Origin of the sequence: Rhodoferax sp. (genome assembly GCF_037143375.1) — a bacterium.
Lineage (GTDB): Bacteria > Pseudomonadota > Gammaproteobacteria > Burkholderiales > Burkholderiaceae_C > Rhodoferax.
Genome location: NZ_JBAWYV010000003.1, coordinates 32,702 through 55,821 on the forward strand (window position 1 = coordinate 32,702; position 23,120 = coordinate 55,821).

19 protein-coding genes are annotated in these 23,120 nt (G+C 57.1%); 11 read left to right on the forward strand and 8 right to left on the reverse strand.

Annotated features, from left to right (window positions below; translation table 11 throughout):
• Window positions 1–60: 60 nt before the first annotated feature.
• The gene (locus WCG50_RS00965; protein ID WP_336897681.1) at window positions 61–282 is read left to right on the forward strand and encodes a DUF3079 domain-containing protein; all 222 of its coding nucleotides are present in this window, start codon (window positions 61–63) and stop codon (window positions 280–282) included.
• 38 nt (window positions 283–320) lie between these two features.
• Window positions 321–1,265 carry a hypothetical protein gene (locus tag WCG50_RS00970; RefSeq protein ID WP_336897682.1) on the forward strand — a complete coding sequence of 315 codons (945 nt, stop codon included), beginning with the start codon at window positions 321–323 and terminating at the stop codon, window positions 1,263–1,265.
• Window positions 1,266–1,269: 4 nt separating this feature from the next.
• On the opposite strand, the gene otnI is transcribed toward WCG50_RS00970, so the two are convergent.
• Complete coding sequence (gene otnI / locus WCG50_RS00975) at window positions 1,270–2,067, reverse strand: 2-oxo-tetronate isomerase (RefSeq protein ID WP_336897683.1); 798 nt, start codon at window positions 2,065–2,067, stop codon at window positions 1,270–1,272.
• Between the two features lie 492 nt (window positions 2,068–2,559).
• On the opposite strand from otnI, the gene WCG50_RS00980 reads away from it, so the two are divergent.
• Complete coding sequence (locus WCG50_RS00980) at window positions 2,560–2,796, forward strand: hypothetical protein (RefSeq protein WP_336897684.1); 237 nt, start codon at window positions 2,560–2,562, stop codon at window positions 2,794–2,796.
• A gap of 70 nt (window positions 2,797–2,866) precedes the next feature.
• Here WCG50_RS00980 and WCG50_RS00985 read toward each other — a convergent pair whose 3' ends face one another.
• Complete coding sequence (locus WCG50_RS00985) at window positions 2,867–3,679, reverse strand: hypothetical protein (protein WP_336897685.1); 813 nt, start codon at window positions 3,677–3,679, stop codon at window positions 2,867–2,869.
• Between the two features lie 184 nt (window positions 3,680–3,863).
• Window positions 3,864–4,676, reverse strand: a complete 813-nt coding sequence (locus tag WCG50_RS00990; RefSeq protein ID WP_336897686.1) for a carbon-nitrogen hydrolase family protein — start codon at window positions 4,674–4,676, stop codon at window positions 3,864–3,866.
• Window positions 4,677–4,822: 146 nt separating this feature from the next.
• On the opposite strand from WCG50_RS00990, the gene WCG50_RS00995 reads away from it, so the two are divergent.
• On the forward strand, window positions 4,823–5,275 hold the full coding sequence (locus WCG50_RS00995; RefSeq protein ID WP_336897687.1) for a type II 3-dehydroquinate dehydratase: 453 nt from the start codon (window positions 4,823–4,825) through the stop codon (window positions 5,273–5,275).
• Here WCG50_RS00995 and WCG50_RS01000 read toward each other — a convergent pair.
• Window positions 5,251–5,991 (reverse strand): hypothetical protein, encoded by a 741-nt coding sequence (locus tag WCG50_RS01000; RefSeq protein WP_336897688.1) that lies wholly within the window; start codon window positions 5,989–5,991, stop codon window positions 5,251–5,253. The genes WCG50_RS00995 and WCG50_RS01000 overlap by 25 nt on opposite strands.
• A 166-nt stretch (window positions 5,992–6,157) precedes the next feature.
• Window positions 6,158–8,482, reverse strand: coding sequence for a methyl-accepting chemotaxis protein (locus WCG50_RS01005; RefSeq protein ID WP_336897689.1), 2,325 nt, complete (start codon window positions 8,480–8,482; stop codon window positions 6,158–6,160).
• Between the two features lie 318 nt (window positions 8,483–8,800).
• On the opposite strand from WCG50_RS01005, the gene pstS reads away from it, so the two are divergent.
• Window positions 8,801–9,805 (forward strand): phosphate ABC transporter substrate-binding protein PstS, encoded by a 1,005-nt coding sequence (gene pstS, locus WCG50_RS01010; protein WP_336897690.1) that lies wholly within the window; start codon window positions 8,801–8,803, stop codon window positions 9,803–9,805.
• A gap of 4 nt (window positions 9,806–9,809) precedes the next feature.
• On the opposite strand, the gene WCG50_RS01015 is transcribed toward pstS, so the two are convergent.
• A complete protein-coding gene (locus tag WCG50_RS01015; RefSeq protein ID WP_336897691.1) occupies window positions 9,810–10,031 on the reverse strand; it encodes a hypothetical protein in 222 nt (73 codons plus the stop codon).
• Window positions 10,032–10,294: 263 nt separating this feature from the next.
• Between WCG50_RS01015 and WCG50_RS01020 the strand changes: the two genes are divergently transcribed.
• The 6 genes from WCG50_RS01020 to WCG50_RS01045 all read left to right on the forward strand — a co-directional run bounded on the left by WCG50_RS01020 (window position 10,295) and on the right by WCG50_RS01045 (window position 19,994).
• Window positions 10,295–12,532 (forward strand): NADP-dependent isocitrate dehydrogenase, encoded by a 2,238-nt coding sequence (locus WCG50_RS01020; RefSeq protein WP_336897692.1) that lies wholly within the window; start codon window positions 10,295–10,297, stop codon window positions 12,530–12,532.
• Between the two features lie 203 nt (window positions 12,533–12,735).
• Window positions 12,736–13,578, forward strand: coding sequence for an HDOD domain-containing protein (locus tag WCG50_RS01025; RefSeq protein WP_336897693.1), 843 nt, complete (start codon window positions 12,736–12,738; stop codon window positions 13,576–13,578).
• A gap of 213 nt (window positions 13,579–13,791) precedes the next feature.
• Entirely contained in the window at window positions 13,792–17,625 is a 3,834-nt protein-coding gene (locus WCG50_RS01030; protein WP_336897694.1) for an EAL domain-containing protein, read from the forward strand.
• Complete coding sequence (locus tag WCG50_RS01035) at window positions 17,622–17,795, forward strand: hypothetical protein (protein ID WP_336897695.1); 174 nt, start codon at window positions 17,622–17,624, stop codon at window positions 17,793–17,795. The genes WCG50_RS01030 and WCG50_RS01035 overlap by 4 nt, the downstream gene beginning before the upstream one ends.
• Window positions 17,792–18,634 carry an HDOD domain-containing protein gene (locus tag WCG50_RS01040; RefSeq protein WP_336897696.1) on the forward strand — a complete coding sequence of 281 codons (843 nt, stop codon included), beginning with the start codon at window positions 17,792–17,794 and terminating at the stop codon, window positions 18,632–18,634. Before WCG50_RS01035 ends, WCG50_RS01040 begins: the two co-directional genes overlap by 4 nt.
• A 13-nt stretch (window positions 18,635–18,647) precedes the next feature.
• The gene (locus WCG50_RS01045; RefSeq protein ID WP_336897697.1) at window positions 18,648–19,994 is read left to right on the forward strand and encodes an HD domain-containing phosphohydrolase; all 1,347 of its coding nucleotides are present in this window, start codon (window positions 18,648–18,650) and stop codon (window positions 19,992–19,994) included.
• 19 nt (window positions 19,995–20,013) lie between these two features.
• On the opposite strand, the gene WCG50_RS01050 is transcribed toward WCG50_RS01045, so the two are convergent.
• Window positions 20,014–21,366 (reverse strand): bacteriohemerythrin, encoded by a 1,353-nt coding sequence (locus WCG50_RS01050; protein WP_336897698.1) that lies wholly within the window; start codon window positions 21,364–21,366, stop codon window positions 20,014–20,016.
• A gap of 19 nt (window positions 21,367–21,385) precedes the next feature.
• Complete coding sequence (locus WCG50_RS01055) at window positions 21,386–23,110, reverse strand: ATP-binding protein (protein WP_336897699.1); 1,725 nt, start codon at window positions 23,108–23,110, stop codon at window positions 21,386–21,388.
• Between the last annotated feature and the right edge of the window lie 10 nt (window positions 23,111–23,120).

Here is a 23,120-nt window from a genome sequence, read left to right on the forward strand (position 1 = left end):
AAGCATGCGTCGCCAAATAAATCACGAGCTGATTCGAGACCCCATCGATAATCATGATCGATGAAGAAGTTTCCTATTCACCCTGCTAATCCAGATCGAATCTGCTGGGGCTGTGACATTTATTGTTCGGTCAACTCGATGGCCTGTGCGAACGAACGCTCGCCACACCCATCAGAGTTGTTTGGTCCGGACTGGCTGGATTGGAGCAACGACCGACAAACGAAGCCTGCCATGTCGGAAGTTATGGATGACGTCAAGGCTCAATGTGTTCCGATCAAGTAATGTTGGCTGCCAAAGTCTAACTATTAAAGAAGCTAAGAATGATGTTCCATTCCAAAATAGGTAGTCGCTCACTGATCAAATTAATAGTTGTGGTGGCTGTCGTTATCCATCTGGCTGAGCTATTAATCATGCTGGCCATTCACTTTGTTCTGGTGCCGACCTTTGGGAAAATGGTGCCCTCCCTTTTTTGGGAGTTTTTAGATCCGTTCCTCCTGACCATTATTGTTGCTCCCACCCTCTATGCTTTGGTTTTTCTGCCCATGAGGAAGCAGCAGTTCGCGCTTAAGCATATTAATGAAGAACTCAGCCGCTACCAAGGTATTCTGGAAAAATCGAAGGCGAGTGAAGCACGATGGCATCGGGAGAAAATGTCTGCCCTTGCGGCCATGGCGACTACTGTTTCGCACGAGGTGGCTAATCCGCTGGCGACGATCACAGCGCTTGCCGAGCAGACTGCAGACCTGCAGGCGAACGGCACGAGTTGTGAATGCCAACCAGACATGCTTCTGGAGCAAACCATGCGCATTGCCGCCATGATGCGAAGAATGTCGGATTTCGTTTCGGCGCGCAACGAGACGCCCGAGCCAGTCGACGTGAATCAACTGGTTAAAGCGGTCTGCGACTTTATGAGTTTTGACAAGCGTTTTAGCGCCACAACCATCGAGTTTCAACAGGGTGTCAAGTTGCCGGCACGCGTCATCGTTCCGGATCACCTGACCGAGGCGCTCATGAACCTTTTGCAGTCGTGTGTCGAAGACGACGACGAGCGATGGCTCGCGCCAAGACGTATTGGTGTCGAAACCAAACTGTGTGAATTAGACGTGCGGATTCGCATCACCTGCGAAGGGGCGTCCAACGCACTCGTGTCTGTCGATGCAACGACGGGCGCACTGATACAGGGCATGGGTGGGAAAATTTCAATGTCCGACGGGGTGATCGAGATGCTTCTGCCGCAGCCTGAAGAGTCCATCTTGACGGCTTAGTTTTTTATAGATAGGGCTTGAGCCAGCCTAGCCCGGAAGACGTGCCTCCGACTTGCATGCCCGCGTTGGGTCGATATTCGCAACCCACCCAACCGGTGTAGCCCAACTCATCCAGCACCGAAAACAGATAGGGATAGTTCAATTCACCCAGATCGGGTTCGTGTCGCTGTGGCACACCGGCAATCTGAATATGACCAACATGACCAGTAGGCAGGTACTGGCGCAGCTTGATCGCCAGGTCACCTTCGACGATCTGGCAGTGGTACAGGTCCATTTGCACCTTGAGGTTGGAGGCGCCGACGTCTGCAAGTACCTGGTGGGCCTGGTCCTGTCGATTAAGGAAAAATCCGGGAATATCCCGGGTGTTGATAGGTTCAATCAATAGGTCAACCCCCTGCTTGACAGCTTCAAGAGCAGCCCAGCGAAGTTGGCTGATGTAAGTAGGGTAATAAGCGTCACGTGCTGCGCCAGCAGGCAGCGACCCTGCCATGACATGGAGGCGGGGGCAGTTGAGGGCTGCAGCGTAGGTCAGTGCTTTGCCAATGCCTTCGCGAAACTCGGCTTCACGCCCGGGAAGGCAAGCCAGCCCGCGCTCACCCGCCGCCCAGTCGCCGGGTGGGGTGTTGAACAGCACTTGTTGAAGGCCATGGGCTTTGAGCCGTTCGGCGATTTCTCGGCTTTCAAAAGCGTACGGAAATAAATACTCGACGGCTTTGAATCCGTCTTGTGCAGCGGCTTCAAAACGGTCCAGGAACTCAAGCTCGGGGTAAAGCATGCTGAGGTTGGCGGCAAAACGGGGCATGGCGTCCTTTCTATTTAACTTGCTATGGAGCGGTTAAGCATTTGCTTTGACCTCGACCAGATTGGACCTTGCCCCATGTGGCGCGGAATGAGGGGTGCATCATCGTTCCTCGGAGTGGCTTGCACAAAAACTGGCACATGTGGGGTTTTCTGAGCGTTCAAAGCAGCCCTGAGCATAGGCCAGAGGCGAAATTTTTCAAACGACTTTGGTTGCAATATGGGAGAAGATTTGTGCCAGTCAGGTTGGGTGTGTGGTCAAGCCGGCGCACTAGCTGAAATACCCCGCGTCAATGGGTGATGACCTGCGAAAATCGGTATTGAAATCCGCAAATTTTGTTGATTTTCATGATTTAAAGGATGGGAACATCTGACCACTCCGGTCGGGTAAGTCCACTTGGGGCATTGACTGGTTACATTAGAGGGGTACACGTTGTTGTTTACTCCACCAGACAACACACTGACCCAGGTCAAACCACACTGCTCTAAATCCCCTATGACAATTGATAATCACAAAAGAGCTGTGCTAACCATTGCAGCATTGACGCAACTGGTAGAGACTAAAAGACGATTGGCACCTGATGATGCTGCCGGTCGTGAAACGATGCTTTATCTTGAACGTTTGGTGATCAATGGCACCGTGACTGCGCGCGATGAGATCCTGAAATGTTTCGCGAAAGATGAGACGTTCACACGGGTATTAATGGAGAAGCGTGCGCTCGAGCTGACTTGATGACCTCGGCGCCCTCTCGGGGCAGGGGTGGCGAACGCGATGTCCCCACCCCCGAATAAAAACCGCTGGTTTAGTTGGTGCCAGCGTCAGCCGTAGCGGCTGACATAGCTGGCTGTGCCAGCATGTAGCTGCCGGCAGGTCCGGCCGTAATGCGACCCAACTCCATCAATTTCTTGAGCGCTGCAGTCATCGAGCCCAACGCAATATCAGCTTCTTTGGCCATGGCAGTTTGGCTGATTTCAGAGTAATCAGAGGTGTTGAGCACGCGCTCCAGTTTGGGCAGCAACTTGGCGGCATTGCCATTCAACTCGCCGGGCTGGGCTTTTACTTTGGTGCCTTTGGCGGCGACCGACTTGGCTTTGCTTGCTGCTGCCTTGGGTTTGGACTTGGCGGGTGCTGCAGCGACCGGAGCGCTGACGCTGGCTTTCTTGGACTTGGCGGCTTTCTTCTTGGCTTTGATCACCACATCGGTGGGTGCCAGGTCAATGATGACGGGCTTGGTTTTCTTGGCGTTCTTGGTCTTGCCACTGGCGACAGGCGCGGTGGCAACGGGTGCGACCACAGCTTTTTTGGCCGCACGTTGAGGGGTGGCTGCTACTGGCGAGGACACCACGCTGGGTTGGTCATCGCCGGTGAGCTTTGATGCGACCTGAAATACCTTTTTGATCTCCGCCTCGATCCCGGCCAGGGTTTGCGACAAGCGCGCCACTGTTTTCCAGTTCTCAATCAGGGCGTCATTGCTTGCGTTGTAAGGGTTGGCAGCAATCGCGGCATGGACGCGGTCGGCATAGTTCTTTGCCGCTTGTTTGAGCTTTTCGTCAGCGGTGAAGGCGGCAGCGCCGGCTTTTTGAATGGCGATGAGGGTCGAGCTGGAGAGGGACATAGGTAGAGGTCTTTGTAGTAATTGAACAAAAGAGCGGCGAGCGTTTGGTCAGGTAACCCACAAGAGCGGGGTAGGTGATCAACGAGCAACGAAGCCATCTCTGGACAAGTATTTTAGCGCGCAGTAGTTTTTAGTCAAAAAAGCTAGGAATAACGTGTGTGATTAATACTCATGAAATGTGTTCCTATTGCCCTCCTGCCGAGTGATGGAGCGCGGGTAACCGGGCACGGGCTGTGACCAGGGCTTCCCGGGTAACTTCGGTCATGATGACGGCCGGGCCGGTCTCGTGTTGCACCAGAACTTGCCCCCACGGATCGATCACCATACTGTGTCCCCAGGTGCGTCTTTGGTTGTCATGCACGCCGCCCTGCGCCGCAGCCAGTACATAGGCGAGGTTTTCAATGGCGCGTGCGCGTAGCAGCACCTCCCAATGCGCCTGTCCGGTAGTGAAGGTGAATGCACTCGGCACCAGCAGCACATCGGCGGCCAGTTCACGGTACAACTCGGCAAAGCGCAAGTCGTAGCAAACGCTCAGGCCGATCCGGTAAGTATGGCCATCGATGGACGGCAACTCGAAACTCACAGCTTGGGTGCCCGCTTGCAGCACGAGGGCCTCGTCATAGCGCTCGATGCCATTGTCAAAGCGAAACAGATGAATCTTGTCATAGCGCGACACGCACTGGCCCGTCGGATCAAAGACCAGACTGCTGTTGCGCACGCGCTGGGCTTCATTGGTAGCAATAGGCAGGGTGCCGCCTACGATCCACAGGCCCAGGTCACGGGCCGCCTGACTCAAAAAGTCCTGAATGGGTCCGTGTCCCATGGTTTCCTGGATGGCCAGTTTGTCGGTGTCCTGTGCTCCCATGAGGCAAAAGTATTCGGGCAAGACCGCGAGTTCGGCGCCTTGCTGCGCCGCCTGTGTCAGCAATTGTCTGGCCATGTCCAGGTTGCGTTGCAAGTCGGTGCCTGAGACCATCTGGAGGGCAGCAATTTTCATGACGTGAATTCCTTAATAGGGAGGTGCAGGCCTCTGGCGTTCGACAGCTTTGCCTGCGATCAGGAAATCGTACTATGACGAGACCACCCAGTTCGGGATAATCGTTGGAATCATCGCGAAATTCAACCTTTTAAAAGAAGATACCCATGAAAATTCTCATGCTCCATGGCATCAACCACGACATGTTTGGCAAGCGTGACCCGGTTCAATACGGCACCATCACGCTGGATGAAATCAATGCCAGGCTGACGGCGCTAGGTCTGGAGTTGGGTGCCGAAGTGGCCAACTTCCAGACCAATCACGAAGGGGCGATGTGTGAGCGCATTCATCAGGCCTATGCCGAGTGCGTGGACGCCGTGCTGATCAACGCCGGTGCCTGGACCCACTACAGCTATGGCATTCGTGATGCGCTGGCGATATTGACGTGTCCGATTGTGGAGGTGCACATGTCCAACATCCACGCCCGCGAGACCTTTCGCCACCACTCGGTGTTCGCCGAGATTGTCAAAGGCCAGATTTGTGGCTTTGGCGTGGACAGCTATCTGCTGGGGCTGCGAGCCGGTGTCTCGGCGGTTCAGGCCGCCAGTTCGGCCAGTTGAGCCTTGAGGGCGGCGTTTTCCAGGCTGAGCTCGGTGATGGTTTGACGCAGGCGGGCGATGATGCCTGCTGGCGTTTCCGGTTCAGAGCGCTCGACGGCGCGGGTTTCGCGCACTTGACGGGCCGCTTGTTGCAGTTCTTTTTTGCCGCCAGCCACGGCCGCGACTTGTTCATGCACTGGCAACGAGGCCACGCTGGCGGCTGCGTTGATGGAAATCGTGCCGGACTTGATGGCGGCCACCAACTCGGGCGCGGCTGATTTCTGGATCTTTTCGATCTGGCTGATGGTGTTGCTGCTGATGCGCGCAGCCTTGGCGATGGACTCGCGGGTGACCAGGGGCGCCGGCGTTGTGGGCGATTCCGATGGCGCTGCGTCACTCATTGGCACATGAACACGAGCCGCCAAAATGTCCTTTTTGCGCAAGGCCAGCACTCCGCGCTGAAAGTCAGACACGCTGCGCCGGCCCAGATGCTGGTCAATCATCCACAGGTGGACATCGTTAATCGAGTTGAAACGCGTGTTTTGCACTGTGTTGAAAGGAATGCCGTGCCGGGTGCAAATGCCAAAGCGGTTATGCCCATCCACCAGCACTTCGCCCCACAACACCAGCGCATCCCGGCAACCCTCAGCCAGCAGACTGCGCTCCAGGGCATCGTGCTCGTCGGGGGTCAGCGGGTCGATGTAGGCAAGCAGTTCTTCGTTGACCGTGATGTTCATGGTGGGCAGGCAGGTAATGGCAGGGGCGCCATTCTAAAAGCCCCCAGCGTTAGGCTGCCTCACCGGTGCCCGGTGCGCCATCGACGTAGACTTAAAAAAATTTAAGCCATTTAGGCCTCTAGCCCCCGTAGTAACTGCGCAAGCAGCTATATATTTCGGAGTGAAATTAGCCTGAGACCAGATTCTTGTAAACACCACAGCCGATATAAACATCATCGAGCTGCTGCACAAAAGACATTTTGGTTTGCACGCGCCCATTGGACGGGTTGGTGATGTCGTACTCCACCCAACCCGGCTCCCGTTCGGCTTGGGAGATGATCGAATCCAGCAGACCCGCACCATCGATGCCGGGAATGTCCTGCACGCGGGTACCTACTTTGGCCTGATTGCCGCCAAATGCCAGGTAGGCGCCGTTGCAATCCAGCGCAAACATGTACATGTCGCGGTCAAAAAAGCCTTTATCAGACTGCGTCAGATCCCGCAGATATGCATCCCGAGAGCCACATTGGCGACGGTAGTCAGCTGCCCGCTCCACAAGCGCCATGGCTTCATCGGCAGTGCCTTGCTGCAGCTTGAAAACAACCACAGCTTCAGACAGGGTGGCGGCGCGCACCTCCAGGTCATTGGCTTGGTTGACCGCCCGCTCAACCAGCGCAGCGTTTTGCTGGGTGATCTCATCCAGTTGGCGAATGGCCGCCGTGATTTCGGTCAGGCCCGCGCTTTGCTCGGCACTGGATGCCGAGATTTGCGACATGTTGGTGGCCACCCCCCGGATACCGTCCACCACCTGCGTCATGTTGACGCCCGCTTTGCGGATCTGCGCCACGCCGGTTGCGACCTGGGTAGAAGACGCTTCAATCAATTGCCGGATCTCCTTGGATGACGCGGCTGAACGCTGCGCCAGCGAGCGCACCTCGCTGGCCACGACGGCAAAGCCACGGCCAGATTCGCCGGCACGCGCCGCTTCCACTGCGGCGTTGAGCGCCAGGATATTGGTCTGAAATGCCAGACCATCAATGACGCTCACGATTTCATCCATCCGGCGGGTGCTCGACTGAATGGCCTCGACCGAGCCAATGGCCTCTGTCATTGCCCGGGCGCCGTGCTCGGCCACATCGCGCACCCCACCGGCCATGCCGGCCGACTGTTGTGCTGCGCGCGCATTGTCTTGTACGGTGGCAGACAACTCCTGCACACTGGCAGCGGTTTGCTCCAGGTTGGCGGCTTGCTGCTCGGTGCGGTCAGACAAGGCGCGATTGCCCTGCGCCAAGCTCCCGCCTGCACTCGACACCAAGGCGGAATTGCTGCGAACACTGGCCACCATCGCTGAAAAATTATTGGCCATGGTGTCCATGGTGAGAGACATTTCGGCCAACTCGTCTTTGCCCGCAATGCGCCGACGTTGGCCCAGATTGCCGCTTGCTGTCTGCTGCATGCCGACCAACATCTGGCGTAAATCCGCAATAAAGCTGATGTGAAAAGCCAGCAGGAAATACAGCATGACCAGCACGCAAAAGCCGCTGCCCAGTGTTGACAGCCAGAGCAAGCGCTGGGTGGTTTCATAACGGGCCTGCAGAAGTTTGCCACTGGCGGCTATGGCAGAACGCTGGTAGTCCGCCACCGCCTCAATGGCTTGTGTGCCCGCTTGGAAGAAAATCTGCGGCTCACCCGTGGCCGCATTCGGTGCGAACCGCAGTCGAGCATTTTGAGAGAACTGGGTGCTGGCTTGCAAGGCTTTGTCTGCCAGGAGGTCCGTCACCGCAGCGTCTTTCAACGCCATTAAATAATATTGAAGATCTCGGACGCCCGCGTCCAGCGCATCAAGTTGGGTGCGCACCCGAACAGCGCCGGCCTCATCCAGCGTTGGCTGGCTCAAGATCCCCGCGCCTTGGCCGCGCAATTTGCCCAACTGTTCAGCCAAGGGGTGGGTGCGTGAAACAACCATATCAATCAACAAGTGGGTCGCCGGATCGGGGTCAAAAAGCAGGCTTGATTGCTTGGCCATCCCGTAAACAAAACGCCCCAAGTCATCGATTAACTCGGTGTGCAGGGTGAAACTGGCCGCGGCGGTCTTGCCCTCAAGTGCGGGCACCAGCCCCTCAAGCCGTGAACGCAGACCGGTCCATTCGCCTTGATAGGGTGCGGTTTTGTTGGATAAAAGCTTGCGATCAAGGGCGTCGCGGGATTGATTCATGGCGGTGCGGCTGTTGTCGCGCTCCGCCTGCGCCGCCGTGTTGCCCGATAAAACCATATTGGTTTGGCCACGGTGGGCCTGCAATTGGCGAATCAGCGTGTTGGCATCGCCCACCATGCCAATGCCTTGCAACTCGTCGCGGGTCAGATTCAGCGAATGGTTTTGTATCCAGACCAACTGCAGGAGGACCAACAGCAAAGGTCCTAACAAGGCCAATGCCATCAAGGTCAGTTTGATGCCAAAGTGCATCTGGCGCATGATCCAAATGCCGGGGGAAAACAGTGTTTTCAAGTTCAAGGTGCTACTTTCCAATATTTTTCTCCCTGGTGAATTAAACAACTTTTTCTGCCGCAAATGCAATGAAATACCGGGTACAAACCCTTGCCCGAAATGACCGAAGTCCTGCTGAACTCGGTGGGTCGTGGCGATGAATGGCTTGTCACAATTCTTTGTAAGAATTGGAAACCATGGGCCAGTCTCCGGTGAATTTCGTTCAAGATCAGCAGCCTCCTTTTGTAAAAACGCGTGGCGCTCGTGGTCCCATCCCCGTATTCAAGAAAGCGAAAGTTGGACATTAAAAAATCACTGCTTCTGGTCCTTTTGGGCCTTTCAATCATGCCGACGCACGCTGCCGACAGCTTAGTTTTGACCGGCGCAGGTTCGTCGGCCGCCGCGCCCATTTACCGGAGTTGGGGTGAGGAATACCAAAAGAAAAGTGGCATCAGTCTGGCCTATGAGTCCATCGGGTCTTCGGCGGGCATCAAAAAGATCCAAGCCAGTCAGACGGGTTTTGGTGCCTCGGATGTGGCACCCCCGTTGGCTGAACTTAAAAAGAACGGGCTCGTCCTGTTCCCCATTGCAATTACAGGCATCGCTCCGGTCATTAACTTGCCCAAAGTGGGCGACGCTCAGTTGCACTTGTCGGGCCCGGTGCTGGGGCAGATATATCTGGGCCTCATCTCGCAGTGGAACGACCCGGCCATCGCCCAACTCAATCCTGAGCTGAACTTGCCCGCCTTGGCCATCAAAGTGGTGGTGCGCAGCGATGGTTCCGGAACGACCTACAACTTTGCGGACTATCTGGCCAAGGTCAACCCCCTTTGGAAAGAAAAGCAGGGTGTGAAAACCAGCTTTGTCTGGCCCGCCCAGTTTCTGGCGTCCAAGGGCAGCGAAGGTGTGGTGAATGCGGTCAAGGAGACCGTCGGGGCGATCGGCTATGTGGATTACGGCTACGTCAAGGTGAACAAGTTGCGTACGGTTCAGTTGGTGAATGCCGAGGGTGATTTGTTGGCGCCCTCCATCGGCGCCTTTCGGGCGGCTTTGCACAATAGCGACTGGGGCAGTAGCGGTACTTTTGCCAGCACCCTCACCAACATGCCCGGCAAGGGCACGTGGCCGATCACGATGGGCACCTTTGTATTGGTACCCCAAGTTGCCCAGAATGCCGAGCTCACACGTCAGGTATTGCAGTTCTTTGTCTGGGCGTTCATCAATGGCGATACGCTGGTCCAGCAAAACAACTTTGTCAGGCTACCGGACCGCATTCAGGCCCTGGCTTTCAAGGCGATCTCATCGGTCAAGGATCCAGCCGGGAAAACGCTCAATCTGAGTCTGAAGTGAGTCCTTATTTTTCGACCTTGACCGGCGGTTTGCAGTCAAAGCAAAAGAACATGGGTGAGTTGAGAAACCGCTTGATGGTGCCGTTTCTTCTCAGTCGGTGATGGCCGCATTTGATGCAACTCATTGTTTCACCCGTGCCGCCCACCCCTTGAAATGGGGAACCATTTTCTTTAGAGGTGTAGCGCAAGCCGGTTTGGGAGATGAGTGTTTCTGCGTTGTTGTACATATTTTGGCCCGTCCCTCAGTAGTAATTTGATTTTGATCGACCACGGTTTCATTTTTATGACACTGAAACTATTTCATATTAATGATAAACAAGTGACGCGAGTTCATCATTGCGCAACTGCTTGTCAGATGGTGGAAAATTAAAAACAGGAATCGGGCCACTCAAAGGCGCAGAATTAGGCCCCACGCCATTCAGGTTGGCGACAGGACTATCCAGTAAATTAACATCGGTCAAACTAATTAACCACAAGTAAGAGGACATCAATGGCTGCCGGAAATTCAAAAATTATCTATACGCTCACTGACGAGGCGCCGTTGCTGGCGACTTGTTCTTTTCTGCCTGTCATCCGGGCATTTGCCGGCCCCGCAGGAATCGACATCGTCAAGAGCGACGTTTCGGTGGCGGCCCGTATTCTTTCCGAGTTTTCTGACTGCCTCACGCCCGAGCAGCAAGTGCCCGACAACCTGGCCGAATTGGGGCGTCTGACCCAGTTTGCTGACACCAACATCATCAAGCTGCCCAATATCAGTGCCTCGGTGCCGCAGTTGACTGCTGCGATCAAAGAACTGCAGGCGAATGGCTTCAAAGTCCCTGACTTTCCTGAAAATCCAAAAACCGACGAAGAAAAGGTCATCAAGACCCGTTATTCCAAGTGCTTGGGCAGTTCGGTAAATCCGGTGCTGCGCGAAGGTAATTCTGACCGCCGTGCACCCATGGCCGTCAAGCGCAACGTGCGCAAGCACCCGCATTCGATGGGCAAGTGGAGCATGGCTTCGCAGACCCACGTCGCGCACATGACGCACGGCGACTTTTACCACGGTGAAAAGTCGCTGACGCTGGACAAGGCGCGTGACGTCAAGATGGAATTGATCACCAAGAGCGGCAAAGCCATTGTGCTCAAGCCCAAGTTGGCCCTGCTTGACGGTGAAATCATCGACTCGATGTTCATGAGCAAGAAAGCCCTGTGCGAGTTCTATGAAGATCAACTCGAAGATGCCCGCCAAACCGGCGTGCTGTTCTCGCTGCACGTCAAGGCGACGATGATGAAGGTTTCGCACCCGATCGTTTTCGGTCATTGCGTGCGGATTTTCTACAAGGATGCTTTCGCCAAGCACGCCAAGCTGTTCGAAGAGTTGGGTGTCAATGTCAACAACGGCATGTCCAACCTGTACGACAAGATCGCCAAGTTGCCTGAGTCACTGCGCGAAGAGATTGAGCGTGACCTGCACGCCTGCCACGAGCACCGTCCCGTGCTGGCGATGGTCGACTCGGCCAAGGGCATCACCAACTTCCACTCGCCAAGCGATGTGATCGTCGATGCCTCCATGCCCGCCATGATCCGCATCGGCGGCAAGATGTGGGGACCAGACGGCAAGCCAAAAGACACCAAGGCCGTCATGCCTGAGTCCACCTTTGCCCGCATCTACCAGGAGATGATCAACTTCTGCAAGACCAACGGCAATTTTGACCCCGTCACCATGGGCACGGTGCCCAACGTTGGCCTGATGGCCCAGCAGGCTGAGGAATACGGCTCGCACGACAAAACATTCGAAGTGCCGGAAGACGGCGTGGCCAATATCACCGACCTCGCCACCGGCGAAGTGCTGCTGTCGCAAGACGTTGAAGCCGGCGACATCTGGCGCGCCTGCCAGGTCAAGGATGCCCCGATCCGCGACTGGGTCAAACTGGCCGTGAACCGCGCCCGTAATTCCGGCATGCCCGCAATTTTCTGGCTGGACCCGTATCGTCCCCATGAAAACGAACTGATCAAGAAGGTCGAGCTGTACCTCAAAGACCACGACACCACCGGTCTCGACATCCAGCACATGTCGCAAGTCCGCGCCATGCGCTTCACGCTGGAACGCGTGATTCGCGGCATGGACACCATCTCGGTGACCGGCAATATCCTGCGCGATTACCTGACCGACCTGTTCCCGATCATGGAACTGGGCACCAGCGCCAAGATGCTCTCCATCGTGCCTTTGATGGCCGGTGGCGGCATGTTCGAGACTGGCGCGGGCGGCTCAGCTCCCAAGCACGTCAAACAGTTGGTGGAAGAAAATCACCTGCGTTGGGATTCGCTGGGCGAGTTCCTGGCCTTGGCGGTGTCGCTGGAAGACATCAGCCAAAAGACCGGCAACAAAAAGGCGGCACTGCTGGCCAAGACGCTCGACGATGCCACGGGCAAGCTGCTCGACAACGGCAAAGGTCCTTCGACCCGCACCGGCGAGATCGACAACCGTGGTAGTCATTTCTACCTCGCCATGTACTGGGCACAGGCGCTGGCTGAGCAGACCGAAGACAAGGAAATGCAAGCGCATTTCGCAGCGCTGGCCAAAAACCTGACCGACAACGAGCCACAAATCGCTGCCGAGTTCAAGGCCGTCCAGGGCAAGCCGGTGGACATCGGTGGTTATTACGTCGCCGACCCCGTCAAGGTCAAAGCCGTCATGCGCCCAAGTGCTACGTTCAACGCTGCCCTGAAGGCTGCGCGCATCTAACGCTCAAGCAAGAGCGATAGAGAGTCAAAGAGGCCCCTCGGGGCCTCTTTGCATTGGAACGACATAAACCCTCGTCAGCGTCGCCGGAAAAGATCGACTTTCCATCTGGAAAATTACGAAACAGGCGCAAAAATGTTCGTCATCCATCGACATTCCGGAATAACAATAGCAACTGTTTGAGTCGTTGAAGGTCGATCCGCGCCATGAACCCTGAACTCTCCCTGAAGCTGGCGGCAGCCGTTGAAAACATGCCGGCATTTCCTAAAAGCGTCCAGAAAATTCTGGAACTGACGCGTGACGTCAATTGCTCGCCCAAGGACCTGGTGCAGGTGATTGACAAAGACCCGGTGGTCACCGTCAAGGTGCTGCGGGTCGTCAACTCCGCCTATTACGGCCTGCCCAAGCAGATCACCTCGGTCAACCATGCGGTGGTTTACCTGGGCTTTAACGCGGTCAAGAACCTGGCCTTGAGCATTGCCGCCATCGGCATGTTGCCGGCCGAAAATGCGGCCGGGTTCAACGGCCAGCAGTATTTGGTGCACTCGCTGGCCACCGCCAGCATTGCCAAGCAACTGGCGCTGCGCCTGCCCACTGCCGATCCGATGGACTGCTTTATTGCGGGTTTGCTGCATGACTTTGGCAAGGTGGTGATCGCCCAGTTCATGCCCAGGGAATTTCGTCGCGCACTGGAAACCAGCGTCTGGAACGAGATCGCACTGCACCTGGCCCTGCGTCAAGTGATGGGAGTGGATCACGCCATGGTGGGGGCGATGCTGGTTGAAAAGTGGCGGTTTCCTTCTGATTTGGTGGAAACCATTCGCTACCAGTACAGCCCGCAAAGCATGGACACGCCTATGCTGGCCTGCGTTTTTTCTGCTAACCAGATCAGCAAGCAACTTGAAACCGGGCGTGCCTTCGCGCCCCTTGTGCAAGAGTTGCCGCTCACCATCTCAACACGACTGGGGGGCTCGCTCAGCGAAGTGATGGCGTCTCTTGGCGACTTGGATATGGTGTTGCATGAAGCACGGCAATTTTCAAAATTCTGAGCCGTCGCGCATAATTATTTTGCTATTTTTTGTGTAGCTACTTGCGCAGGCGTGACGAGGGCTACAGCCTGATTTCATATAAATTCAGGGGTCTCCACGATTTTCAGGGAATGCTGTTTAATACGGTTTGTAGTGCTCAAAATCACGATTTTTTGAACCCAAAATGCTGCCGCTCTATTTTCCAACGGTGCCTGTCATCACGAAAGCCTTGCCATGAAGTTTGAGCCTTCCAAGTCGATTGCAGCGCAACATAGTGCCAAACAGTTGCTGGACGTCATCGCCGACGGTTCCTCGGATGCGATTTTTGCCAAAGACCGGGAAGGGCGCTACCTGCTGGTGAACCCGGAGACGGCACGGGTGATTGGTAAAACCGCAGATCAGGCGCTGGGGCATGATGATCGGGACCTGTTTCCGTTGGCGCAGGCCGAGATGATCCGCGCCAATGACGTGCGGGTGATGGCTGACAGCCAGACCCATACCTACGAAGAAACCCTGCAAACCACCCAAGGCGAACGCACTTTTCTGGCCACCAAAGGGCCGTTGCTGGATGCACAAGGGCAGGTCGTTGGCATGTTTGGTATCTCGCGTGACATCACGGAGCGCAAGCAAGCCGAAGCCAGGATATTGCGTCTGACCCAGGTCTATGCCGCCCTTAGTCGTTCCAACGAAGCCATTGTGCGCAGCCATAACGAGTGGGTGCTGTTCCCGAAAATATGCCAGGCCACGGTGCAGTCCGGGGGCATGAAAATGGCCTGGATTGGCTGGTTTGACGAGGTCACCCAATGTATCAAGCCCGTGGCTTCTTTTGGTCAGGGTGAGGCGTACCTGGCCGACATCCGGATTACAACCGATGCCGCTGATCCTCATGGCCAGGGTCCGAGTGCCCAAGCTCTGCGTGACAACCAGCCACAGTGGTGTCAGGACTTTCTCAACGACCCCGCCACTGCGGCGTGGCACGAGCGTGGTGCCCAATTTGGCTGGGCCGCCTCGGCCGCCTTGCCATTGCGCCAAAACGGCGTGGTGGTGGGCACCTTTAATCTGTATGCGGGCGAGGTCAATGCTTTCGACGCCGACAACCGCAATTTGCTGCTGGAGATGGCCACCAACATCAGTTTTGCCCTCGATGGTTATGCCAACGAAGCCTCGAGAAAAGTAGCCAATGAAGCGCTGCGCGCGAGCGAGGAGCGTAATCGTTCGATCACACGGGCAGTCTTTGACGCCATCATCACCTCTGACAGTGCCGGAAATATTGCCGGCTGGAACCTGGGTGCAGAGCTGATTTTTGGCTACAAGGAATCCGAAGTGATGGGCCAGCCCATGACCTTGCTGATGCCCGAGCGCTTTAAGGCGGGACATCTTGCGGGCATGAGTCGCATGCATGCTGTGACTGAGCATCATTTTTCCGGCAAAGCAATGGAGCTGAAGGGCCTGCGTAAAAATGCGACCGAGTTCCCCATGGAGCTGACGCTGGCCCGCTGGGAAAGCAGCAAGGGCTGGTTTATCACCGGGGTGATTCGCGACATCACCGAACGCAAGGCCCAGCAAGCCCAGCTCAAAGTTACCGCCCAGGTGTTTGCCCAAGGCAAGGAAGGCATTGCGGTCACCGATGCCAGCGGCAACATCCTCATGACCAATGCGGCCTTCACCAAGATCACCGGCTACACCGAGGACGAGGTGCGGGGCAAGAACCCGCGTATCCTGACGTCGGGGCGGCAGAGTCCGGCTTTCTACACCGCGATGTGGGAGGCGCTGCGGGCCGAGGGGCAGTGGGCCGGTGAGATCTGGAACCGGCGCAAGGAGGGCACGGTTTACCCCGAGTGGTTGACGATCACCGCCATGCGGGATGCGAACCGGCAAATCACACACTATGTCGGCAACTTCAGCGACCTGAGTGACGCCAAGGCCGCCGAGAGCCGGATTCAGTGGTTGTCTCATTTCGATGTGCTCACCGGTTTGCCCAACCGCACCCTGCTGCAAGACCGGACCGAGAGTGCCATCAACCGAGTGCAGCGCGCGAATGAGCCCCTGGCCATGATGATGATCGGCATTGACCATTTCAAAAGTGTCAACGACACACTGGGCTACCGCGTCGGCGATGAACTCCTGCTGGAGATGGCCAAGCGGCTCAGCAGTTCGGTGCGCGACCAGGACACCGTGGCGCGACTGGGCGGCAAAGAATTCGTACTGGTACTGCCCGATACCCCCGCCAGTGGCGCCGCGCACCTGGCCAGTGATTTGCTATGGAAACTGGCCCAGCCCTACCAGTTGAGCGGCCATGAACTCACGCTCACCGCCTCCATCGGCATTGCCAGTTTTCCGGAAAACGGGGCTGATTTCAATGCCCTGTTCAAGTCGGTGGAAATCGCCATGCACCGGGCCCAGGCCAGTGGGCGCGACAGCTTTCAGTTTTACAGCGAGGCCATGTACCAGCAAGTGCTGGCGCGTGACCTCATGACCAAGGCGCTGCGCCATGCGATTGAGTTGGATCAGTTGCAGTTGGTCTACCAGCCCTTGGTGGATTTGCAAACCGGGAAAATCAGCGGCATGGAGGCGCTGTTGCGCTGGTCTCACCCCGAACTGGGTTCGGTTTGTCCGGTTGAATTCATCCCGTTGGCGGAAGAGTCCGGTCTCATCAAGGGCCTGGGCGAATGGGTGCTGCGCCGGGCCTGTCGAGACATTCGCCACTGGCTGGACAAGGGTATTGAGGTGCCGCATGTGGCCGTCAACGTCTCGCCCCTGCAGTTTCGCGACATCGACCTGTTGGCCCAGATCCGCCAAGCTCTGGCCGAGTTCAAGGTAGCGCCAGAGTGCCTCTACATTGAAGTGACCGAGAGCGCACTGATGGATGATGTGCCGCGCAGCGAGGCCATGCTCAATGAGCTCAAGGAATTGGGCTTGAAGCTCTCACTGGACGACTTTGGCACGGGCTACTCGTCGCTCAGTTACCTCAAGCGCTTTCCGTTTGACAAGGTCAAGATCGATCAGTCTTTTGTGCGCGACATCACCAGTAGCCAGAGCGACCAGGTGTTGGTCAAGGTCATCATCTCCATGGCGCATGGCTTGGGGTTGAAGGTCATCGCCGAGGGGGTCGAAACCGAAGCTCAGTGCGAAATCATGCGCACCAGTGTGTGCGACGAAATTCAGGGTTATTTCTTTTCGCGGCCCATTTCGGCGCAGGCCATTGAAGAGATTTTCAGCGAGGGTCGGCAGTTGTCGCCCCATCTCTTGCGGCTGAAAAAACCACAGCGCACCCTATTGCTGGTGGATGATGAGCCCAATATTCTGTCCGCACTCAAACGACTATTCCGCCGGGATGGTCACGCCATCCTGACGGCCAACAGCGGCCCCGAGGGCCTGGAGGTGCTCGCCCAGCACAAGGTCGACATCATCATCTCCGACCAGCGCATGCCGGGCATGACGGGGGTGGAGTTTTTGCGCATTGCCAAGATCAACTGCCCCGACACGATTCGCATCGTCTTGTCGGGCTACACCGAGTTGCAGTCGGTGACCGACGCCATCAACGAAGGGGCGGTTTACCGCTTTTTGACCAAGCCCTGGGAAGACGATCAGTTGCGCGAACATGTGCAAAAAGCGTTTGAGTACAAGGAGCTGCTCAACGAGAACCAGCAACTTGACATCAAAATCCGCACCACCAACCAGGAATTGATTGCCGCCAATCGGCAACTCGGTGAGGTGCTGGAGAAAAAGCGCCATCAAATTGAGCGCGATCGCACCAGCCTGGCGATCGCGCGCGAGGTGCTGCAGCACATGCCCTTGCCGGTGATTGGTGTCGATGACGAAGGCCAGATCGCCTTCGTCAATGCCGCTAGTGAGCGGCTATTCAGTTCTGCAGGCCCGATTCTGGGTAGCGATCTGGCCTATGCCTTGCCAGCCTTGCAGGTGGCCGTTGAGGCGATGCTCGAGGGTGAATGGTGCAAGCTGCTGCTGGCCGATACGCACTACACCATCAAGTGGAACAACATGGGCGTGCATTCAGCGGCCCGAGGCAAAATCATCACCTTGAACCCCACAGAGTCAACGCCATGAACCCGCCCGAAACGACCTTGCCACCCCCGCCCAAGGCGCCCGATGCAGCCGCGCTGCGCCAGCTTCAGCAGGAGCGACTGTTACGCCTGTTCAGGCAGGTGTCGGACCGGCCAGACGATGTCTATTTGAGGGGCCTGATGGTGCGCTACCGGGGAGCCACGCCGACATGAATAACCTGGCCGCCGACGAGATTCTTCGCAAGATTCACAATTTGCCATCCTTGCCGACCGTGGTGTTGGCCTTGCTGGCCAGTCTGGGGCAGGACGATGTCAATACCCCTGAGCTGGCCGACAAAATTGAACAAGACCAGGCCCTGGCGGCCAAAACTTTGCGACTGGCCAACTCATCTTTTTATGGCATGGCGAAGCAGGTCACCACCATTCACGAGGCCATCACCATTCTGGGGTTCAGAACCGTGCGCAGTCTGGCCACGACGGCGGCACTGATCACAGCGTTTGCCGGGAAGAGCGCCAGCGGGTTCAATGCCATGCCGTTCTGGCGGCATTCGATTGCGGCGGCGGTGTGCGCCAGGGCACTGGCCTCCCACCTGCCAGTCAATCCCGATTACGCCTACACCGCCGGTTTGTTGCACGACATGGGTCGCTTGGTGCTGGTCACCCAGTTTCAGCCCCAATACGAGGCCACCATGGCTTACCGCGCCCAGCATGACTGCACGCTGCTGGCAGCAGAGCACGCTATTTTGGGGATTGACCATGCGCGGGTCGGCCAGGTGGTCACCCAGCACTGGAAGTTCCCGGAGGAACTCCAACAGGCCCTGGTTCAACACCACAACCTGCGCATGGAAAACCCGGCCATCCTGACGCTGGTCGTCATTGCCGCAGACGCCATTGCCCATGCACTGGATCTGGCGATGAGCGAGGATGACATGGTGCCCTCGGTGCCTGACGGTTTTTGGGCGCATCTTGGACTGGATGACGAGGTGCTGCTGTCGGTTTTCAAACAAACCGAAAAGCAGTTCGAGGTGGTTAGTTCGGTCTTGAATCCTTGACGGAGAAATTGATTTGACCCCTTTGAATCAGGCTGGTTTGGTGGCATTCAACGCCGATGCCAAGGCCCCCACGATCTTGTGTGTGGACGATGAGCCCAATATTTTGTCGTCGCTCAAACGGCTGTTTCGGGCCAAGGGCTTTCAGGTGCGCGTGGCAGAGAGTGGGGCGGCGGGCCTGGCCTTGCTGGAGACCGAACCCATTGACCTGGTAATTTCCGACATGCGCATGCCCGAGATGGACGGCACGCAATTTCTGGCGCAGGTGCGGGTGCGCTGGCCTGACACGGTGCGTTTGCTGCTCACCGGCTACTCGGATATCAACTCCATCATTGACGCCATCAATCGGGGTGAAATTTTTCGCTACATTGCCAAGCCCTGGGATGACAACGACATCGTGTTGATCGTGCGCCAAGCGCTGGAGCGCAAAGCCCTCGAGGAAGAAAAAAGACGGCTGGAAGCGCTGACCCAGCGCCAGAATGAAGAGCTCAAGGCGCTCAACGCCAGCCTGGAGGCGCGGGTGTTGGAGCGCACGGCGGAGCTCAGCGTGGCCAATGAGTTGCTGCAAGGCGCCAACGAGAAACTCAAGACCAACTTCGTCACCTCGCTCAAGGTTTTCTCTACCCTGATCGAAATGCGCGGCGGCAATATGGCCGGGCACTCCCGTCGCGTGGCCGACTTCGCACGGCGCATCGCCCTGAAACTCGGGTTGGACAGCAAGCAGGTACAAGAGATTTTTGTCGCCGGCTTGTTGCACGAAATTGGCAAGGTGGGCTTCTCCGACGAGCTGCTCAACACGCCCGTCGGCATGATGAAGACGCCTCAACTGGAGGCCTTTCGCAAACATACGGTGCTGGCCGAGCAGTTGTTGTTGCCGCTGCAGGATTTGAAGGAAGTCTCCGACCTGATCACCGGCCAGTTTGAGCGCTTTGATGGCACAGGTTTCCCGGCGCAACTGGCAGCCGATGCTATTCCCTTGGGGACACGCATTTTGAGTCTGGCCAGCGACTACGACAGCATGCAAATGGGCGCGCTGAGCCACAGCAAGCTCAGCGCCGAAGAAGCCAAAATCATCATCCTGCACAGCAGTGGCAAGCGCTACGACCCCCAAATCGTGGCGGCCTTCATGGATGTTCTGGGCGGTGTGCCACGTGAGGAAGCGGAACGCGCCCGTGTGCGGGAGCGGCCGGTCAGCTCGTACGATATGAAAGTGGGCATGGTGTTGTCGCGCGATCTCATCACGCCCAGTGGCTTGCTCATGCTCTCCACCGACCATGTGCTCGATGAGCGCCTGATCCGCAAGATCAGGGATTTTGAGCGCTCCGGCAGCATGAAGCTGACGCTCTACATCCGCGAGGAATAAAACGGAATAAAGCGCGGCGTCAGGCGCTGGGTAGCCAGACCGTGAAGCGGCTGCCCTGGCCGGGGGCGCTATTAACCTCAAGGCGTCCGCCGTGTTTCTTCACGACGATGTCCCAGGAAATAGAGAGGCCCAGTCCGGTGCCTTTGCCGACTGGCTTGGTGGTGAAGAAAGGCTCAAACAAATGCTGGCGCACGTCATCGGTCATGCCGCAACCGGAGTCGGTGATCTCAATCCATACCCCCAGTGCATCCGTGCCACTGCGCAGCGTGATGGTGCCGTGGCCGTCAATCGCCTGCGCGGCATTGACCAGCAGGTTCATAAACACCTGGTTGATCTGGCCCGGCACACATTTCACCGGCGGCAGGGGCGTCAACTCGCGCACGATATCGGCCTTGCAGCGGAGTTGGCTCGCCACCACGTTGAGCGTGCTCTCCAGCCCTGCCAATAAATCTGTGTAGACCATTTCTCCGCTGTCAGGATGGGCAAAATCCTTGAGGGCTTGCACGATGTGTTTGACGCGGTCGAGGCCGTCTTGCGACTCTTTGAGTAAATCGCTCAAGTCTTCGCGCAAAAAGGGCAGGTCGGCTGCGGTCTTCATTTGCTTGAAGCGGGAGGCCAACGCGGGATGTTCGGCACAGCTCACTTCGCAGGCGTCGATGATGTCGAGCAACTGCTTTGTGTAGTGGCCCAGGGTGCCCAGGTTGGAGTTGACAAAGCCAATCGGGTTGTTGATCTCGTGGGCCACGCCGGCCGCCAGTTGGCCCACCGCCGCCATTTTTTCGGATTGCACCAGTTCGCGTGAGCGGGCCGCCACTTTTTCTTCCAGTAATTCGTTGGCCTCGGCCAAGCCCTTGTTTTGCAGCGCCAGCAAGTGGTAAAGCTGGTGCATGGCGGCCAACAGGATGGCGCTGGTGTTGTCGGCCTCCTGTTCTTCGTGCTGCAAGGCTGCCTCGGCGGGGGTGCCTTGCTGGACGAGTGTCATCTGCCGCGCCATCGACTGGTCTTCTTCAAGAATATGAAAAGTGAGCCACGACGAGAGAAAGCCATGCAACACTTCGGCCGGGTTGGACAGGTTGGCGCGGCCTTTCCACATTTGGGTGAGTTGGGCGACAAATTGCCGGTGGTGTTGCTGGTGCAGTGCTACATGGCGGGGGGCCAGGCCAGCCTCGCGCATCAGTCGCTCTTCATCGGCAAAATGTCGCTGAGCGTAATTGGCCAACTCGACGAACACGCCGGAGATGGCCTCTGGCGCGGCGCCGCCGTCAATCAGGATCGTGCCCATCCGGTTCACGATGTCGACCAGTTGGCGGTGCTGCGCGTCGACCAGTGCGATGCCGGTTTCAAAGCGTGAGTTCCAGACGAAGGCTTGCATGGAGGATGTTTTGTGGGTGTTAAGGCGCTGCGTCAGGGTGCAACAACCGGGGGTCAATCGGCAGAATCAGGGTGAACGTGCTCCCTTGCCCGGGTTGCGAGTTGACGAGGATCTGGCCGTGGTGGCGCTCGACGATGCCCCAGGCAATCGACAGCCCCAGACCGGTGCCTTGCCCCACCGGCTTACTGGTGTAGAAGGGCTCAAAAATGCGCGCCAAGTGCGCTTCGTCCATACCGCAGCCATCGTCCTGCACTTCAATCCACGCATTGGCGCCTTCGGTGCCGGTGCGCACCGTGATGTGGCCCCGCTCGTTGATGGCCTGGGCTGCGTTGACCAGCAGGTTCAACACCACCTGGTTGATTTGCGAGGCCAGGCAATAGACCTCGGGCAAGGCGCCAAAGTCACGCGTCACTTCGGCTTTGTACTTGAGCTGGTTCCAGGCCACGCCCAGCGTGCTTTCCAGTCCGGTTTGCAGGTTGGACCACTGCCAGTCGTTGTCGCCCGCGTGGGAGAAGTCTTTCAGGTCCTGCACGATTTTGCTGATGCGGTCCACCCCATCGCGCGACTCGCGGATCAGCTGTTGCAGGTCGGTGATCAGAAATTCATGGTCGGCCGCCTGCTTGCGCGCCTGCACCACCTTGAAGGCATCGGCACACGGCGCGCCCAGTTGCGCCTCGGCCTCGGCATAGGCGCTGGCAATGCCCAGAAGGTCATCCACGTACTGGGTCATCGAGCTGAAGTTGGACTTGACGAAGCCAATCGGGTTGTTGATTTCATGCGCCACGCCCGCTGCCAGCAGGCCAATCGAGGCCATTTTTTCGGATTGCAGCAGTTGCAACTGGGTCTGGGAGAGCTTCTGGTTGACGGCCACCAACTCATCCACCCGCAGCTTCAGGGCGGTCTCGGCCCGTGCCCGACTGGCGATGCGCCACAGGTCATTGCCAATCAGGCGCAAGGTGTCGACATCAGCCTCGTCATAGAGGCCTTCCTTATTGCCCACGCCCAACATCATGCGGACTTGCTTGCCTTCAATCACCGGCACTGAAATCATGCGCGTCAACACCGTGTGGCCGGCTGGCAAACCCATCTTGGCGGCGTAGTTGGCGTAGTCGTTAAAGATCACCGGACTTTTCTGGCGAAAGCAGTCGGCCCAGATGCCCGCCTGGCTGATGGGGTAGTGCGAATCAAAGGCGGCCGTGCAGCCTTTTAATGCGCCTGAGGTCCAGGTCACAAGTTCCAGCGTTTCCTGGTCTTCGTTGACAAAGTGCAGGAATCCCATTGAACTGTGGGTGATTTTTTCAGCCAGCTCCAGCCCGGCATTCAGGAAGTCTTTCTCGGGCAGGGTCATGCCGAGTTCATTGATGCGCAGCAACGCCGCCGTGAGTTCGCCCGCGTGGAAGCGGTCGGTGACATCCAGGCTGAGGCCGCCCAGCAACGGCTCTCCAGCCTCGCCATTCATCACGAACATGCTGGTCTCGAAATGGCGGCCATTGAAGGTTTCTTCAACCGTCTGGCTACCCCCTTGTGCCAGCATGCGGCGGTCGAGTTCGTTCGCGATGGCCGCAAATTCAGGTGGAAAAATTTCGGCGTTGGTTTTGCCGATCAGGCTTTGCGGGTCAACCCCGAGCATCTGCCCCAGGTTTTTGTTAACCATGAGCAGACGTCCCTGGCTGTCTTTGAGGTAGACGGTACCTGGTAGTTGGTCAATGAAGCGTTGCGTCAGAAGCGTGTCGAGGCTTTTCATGGTGAAGCCA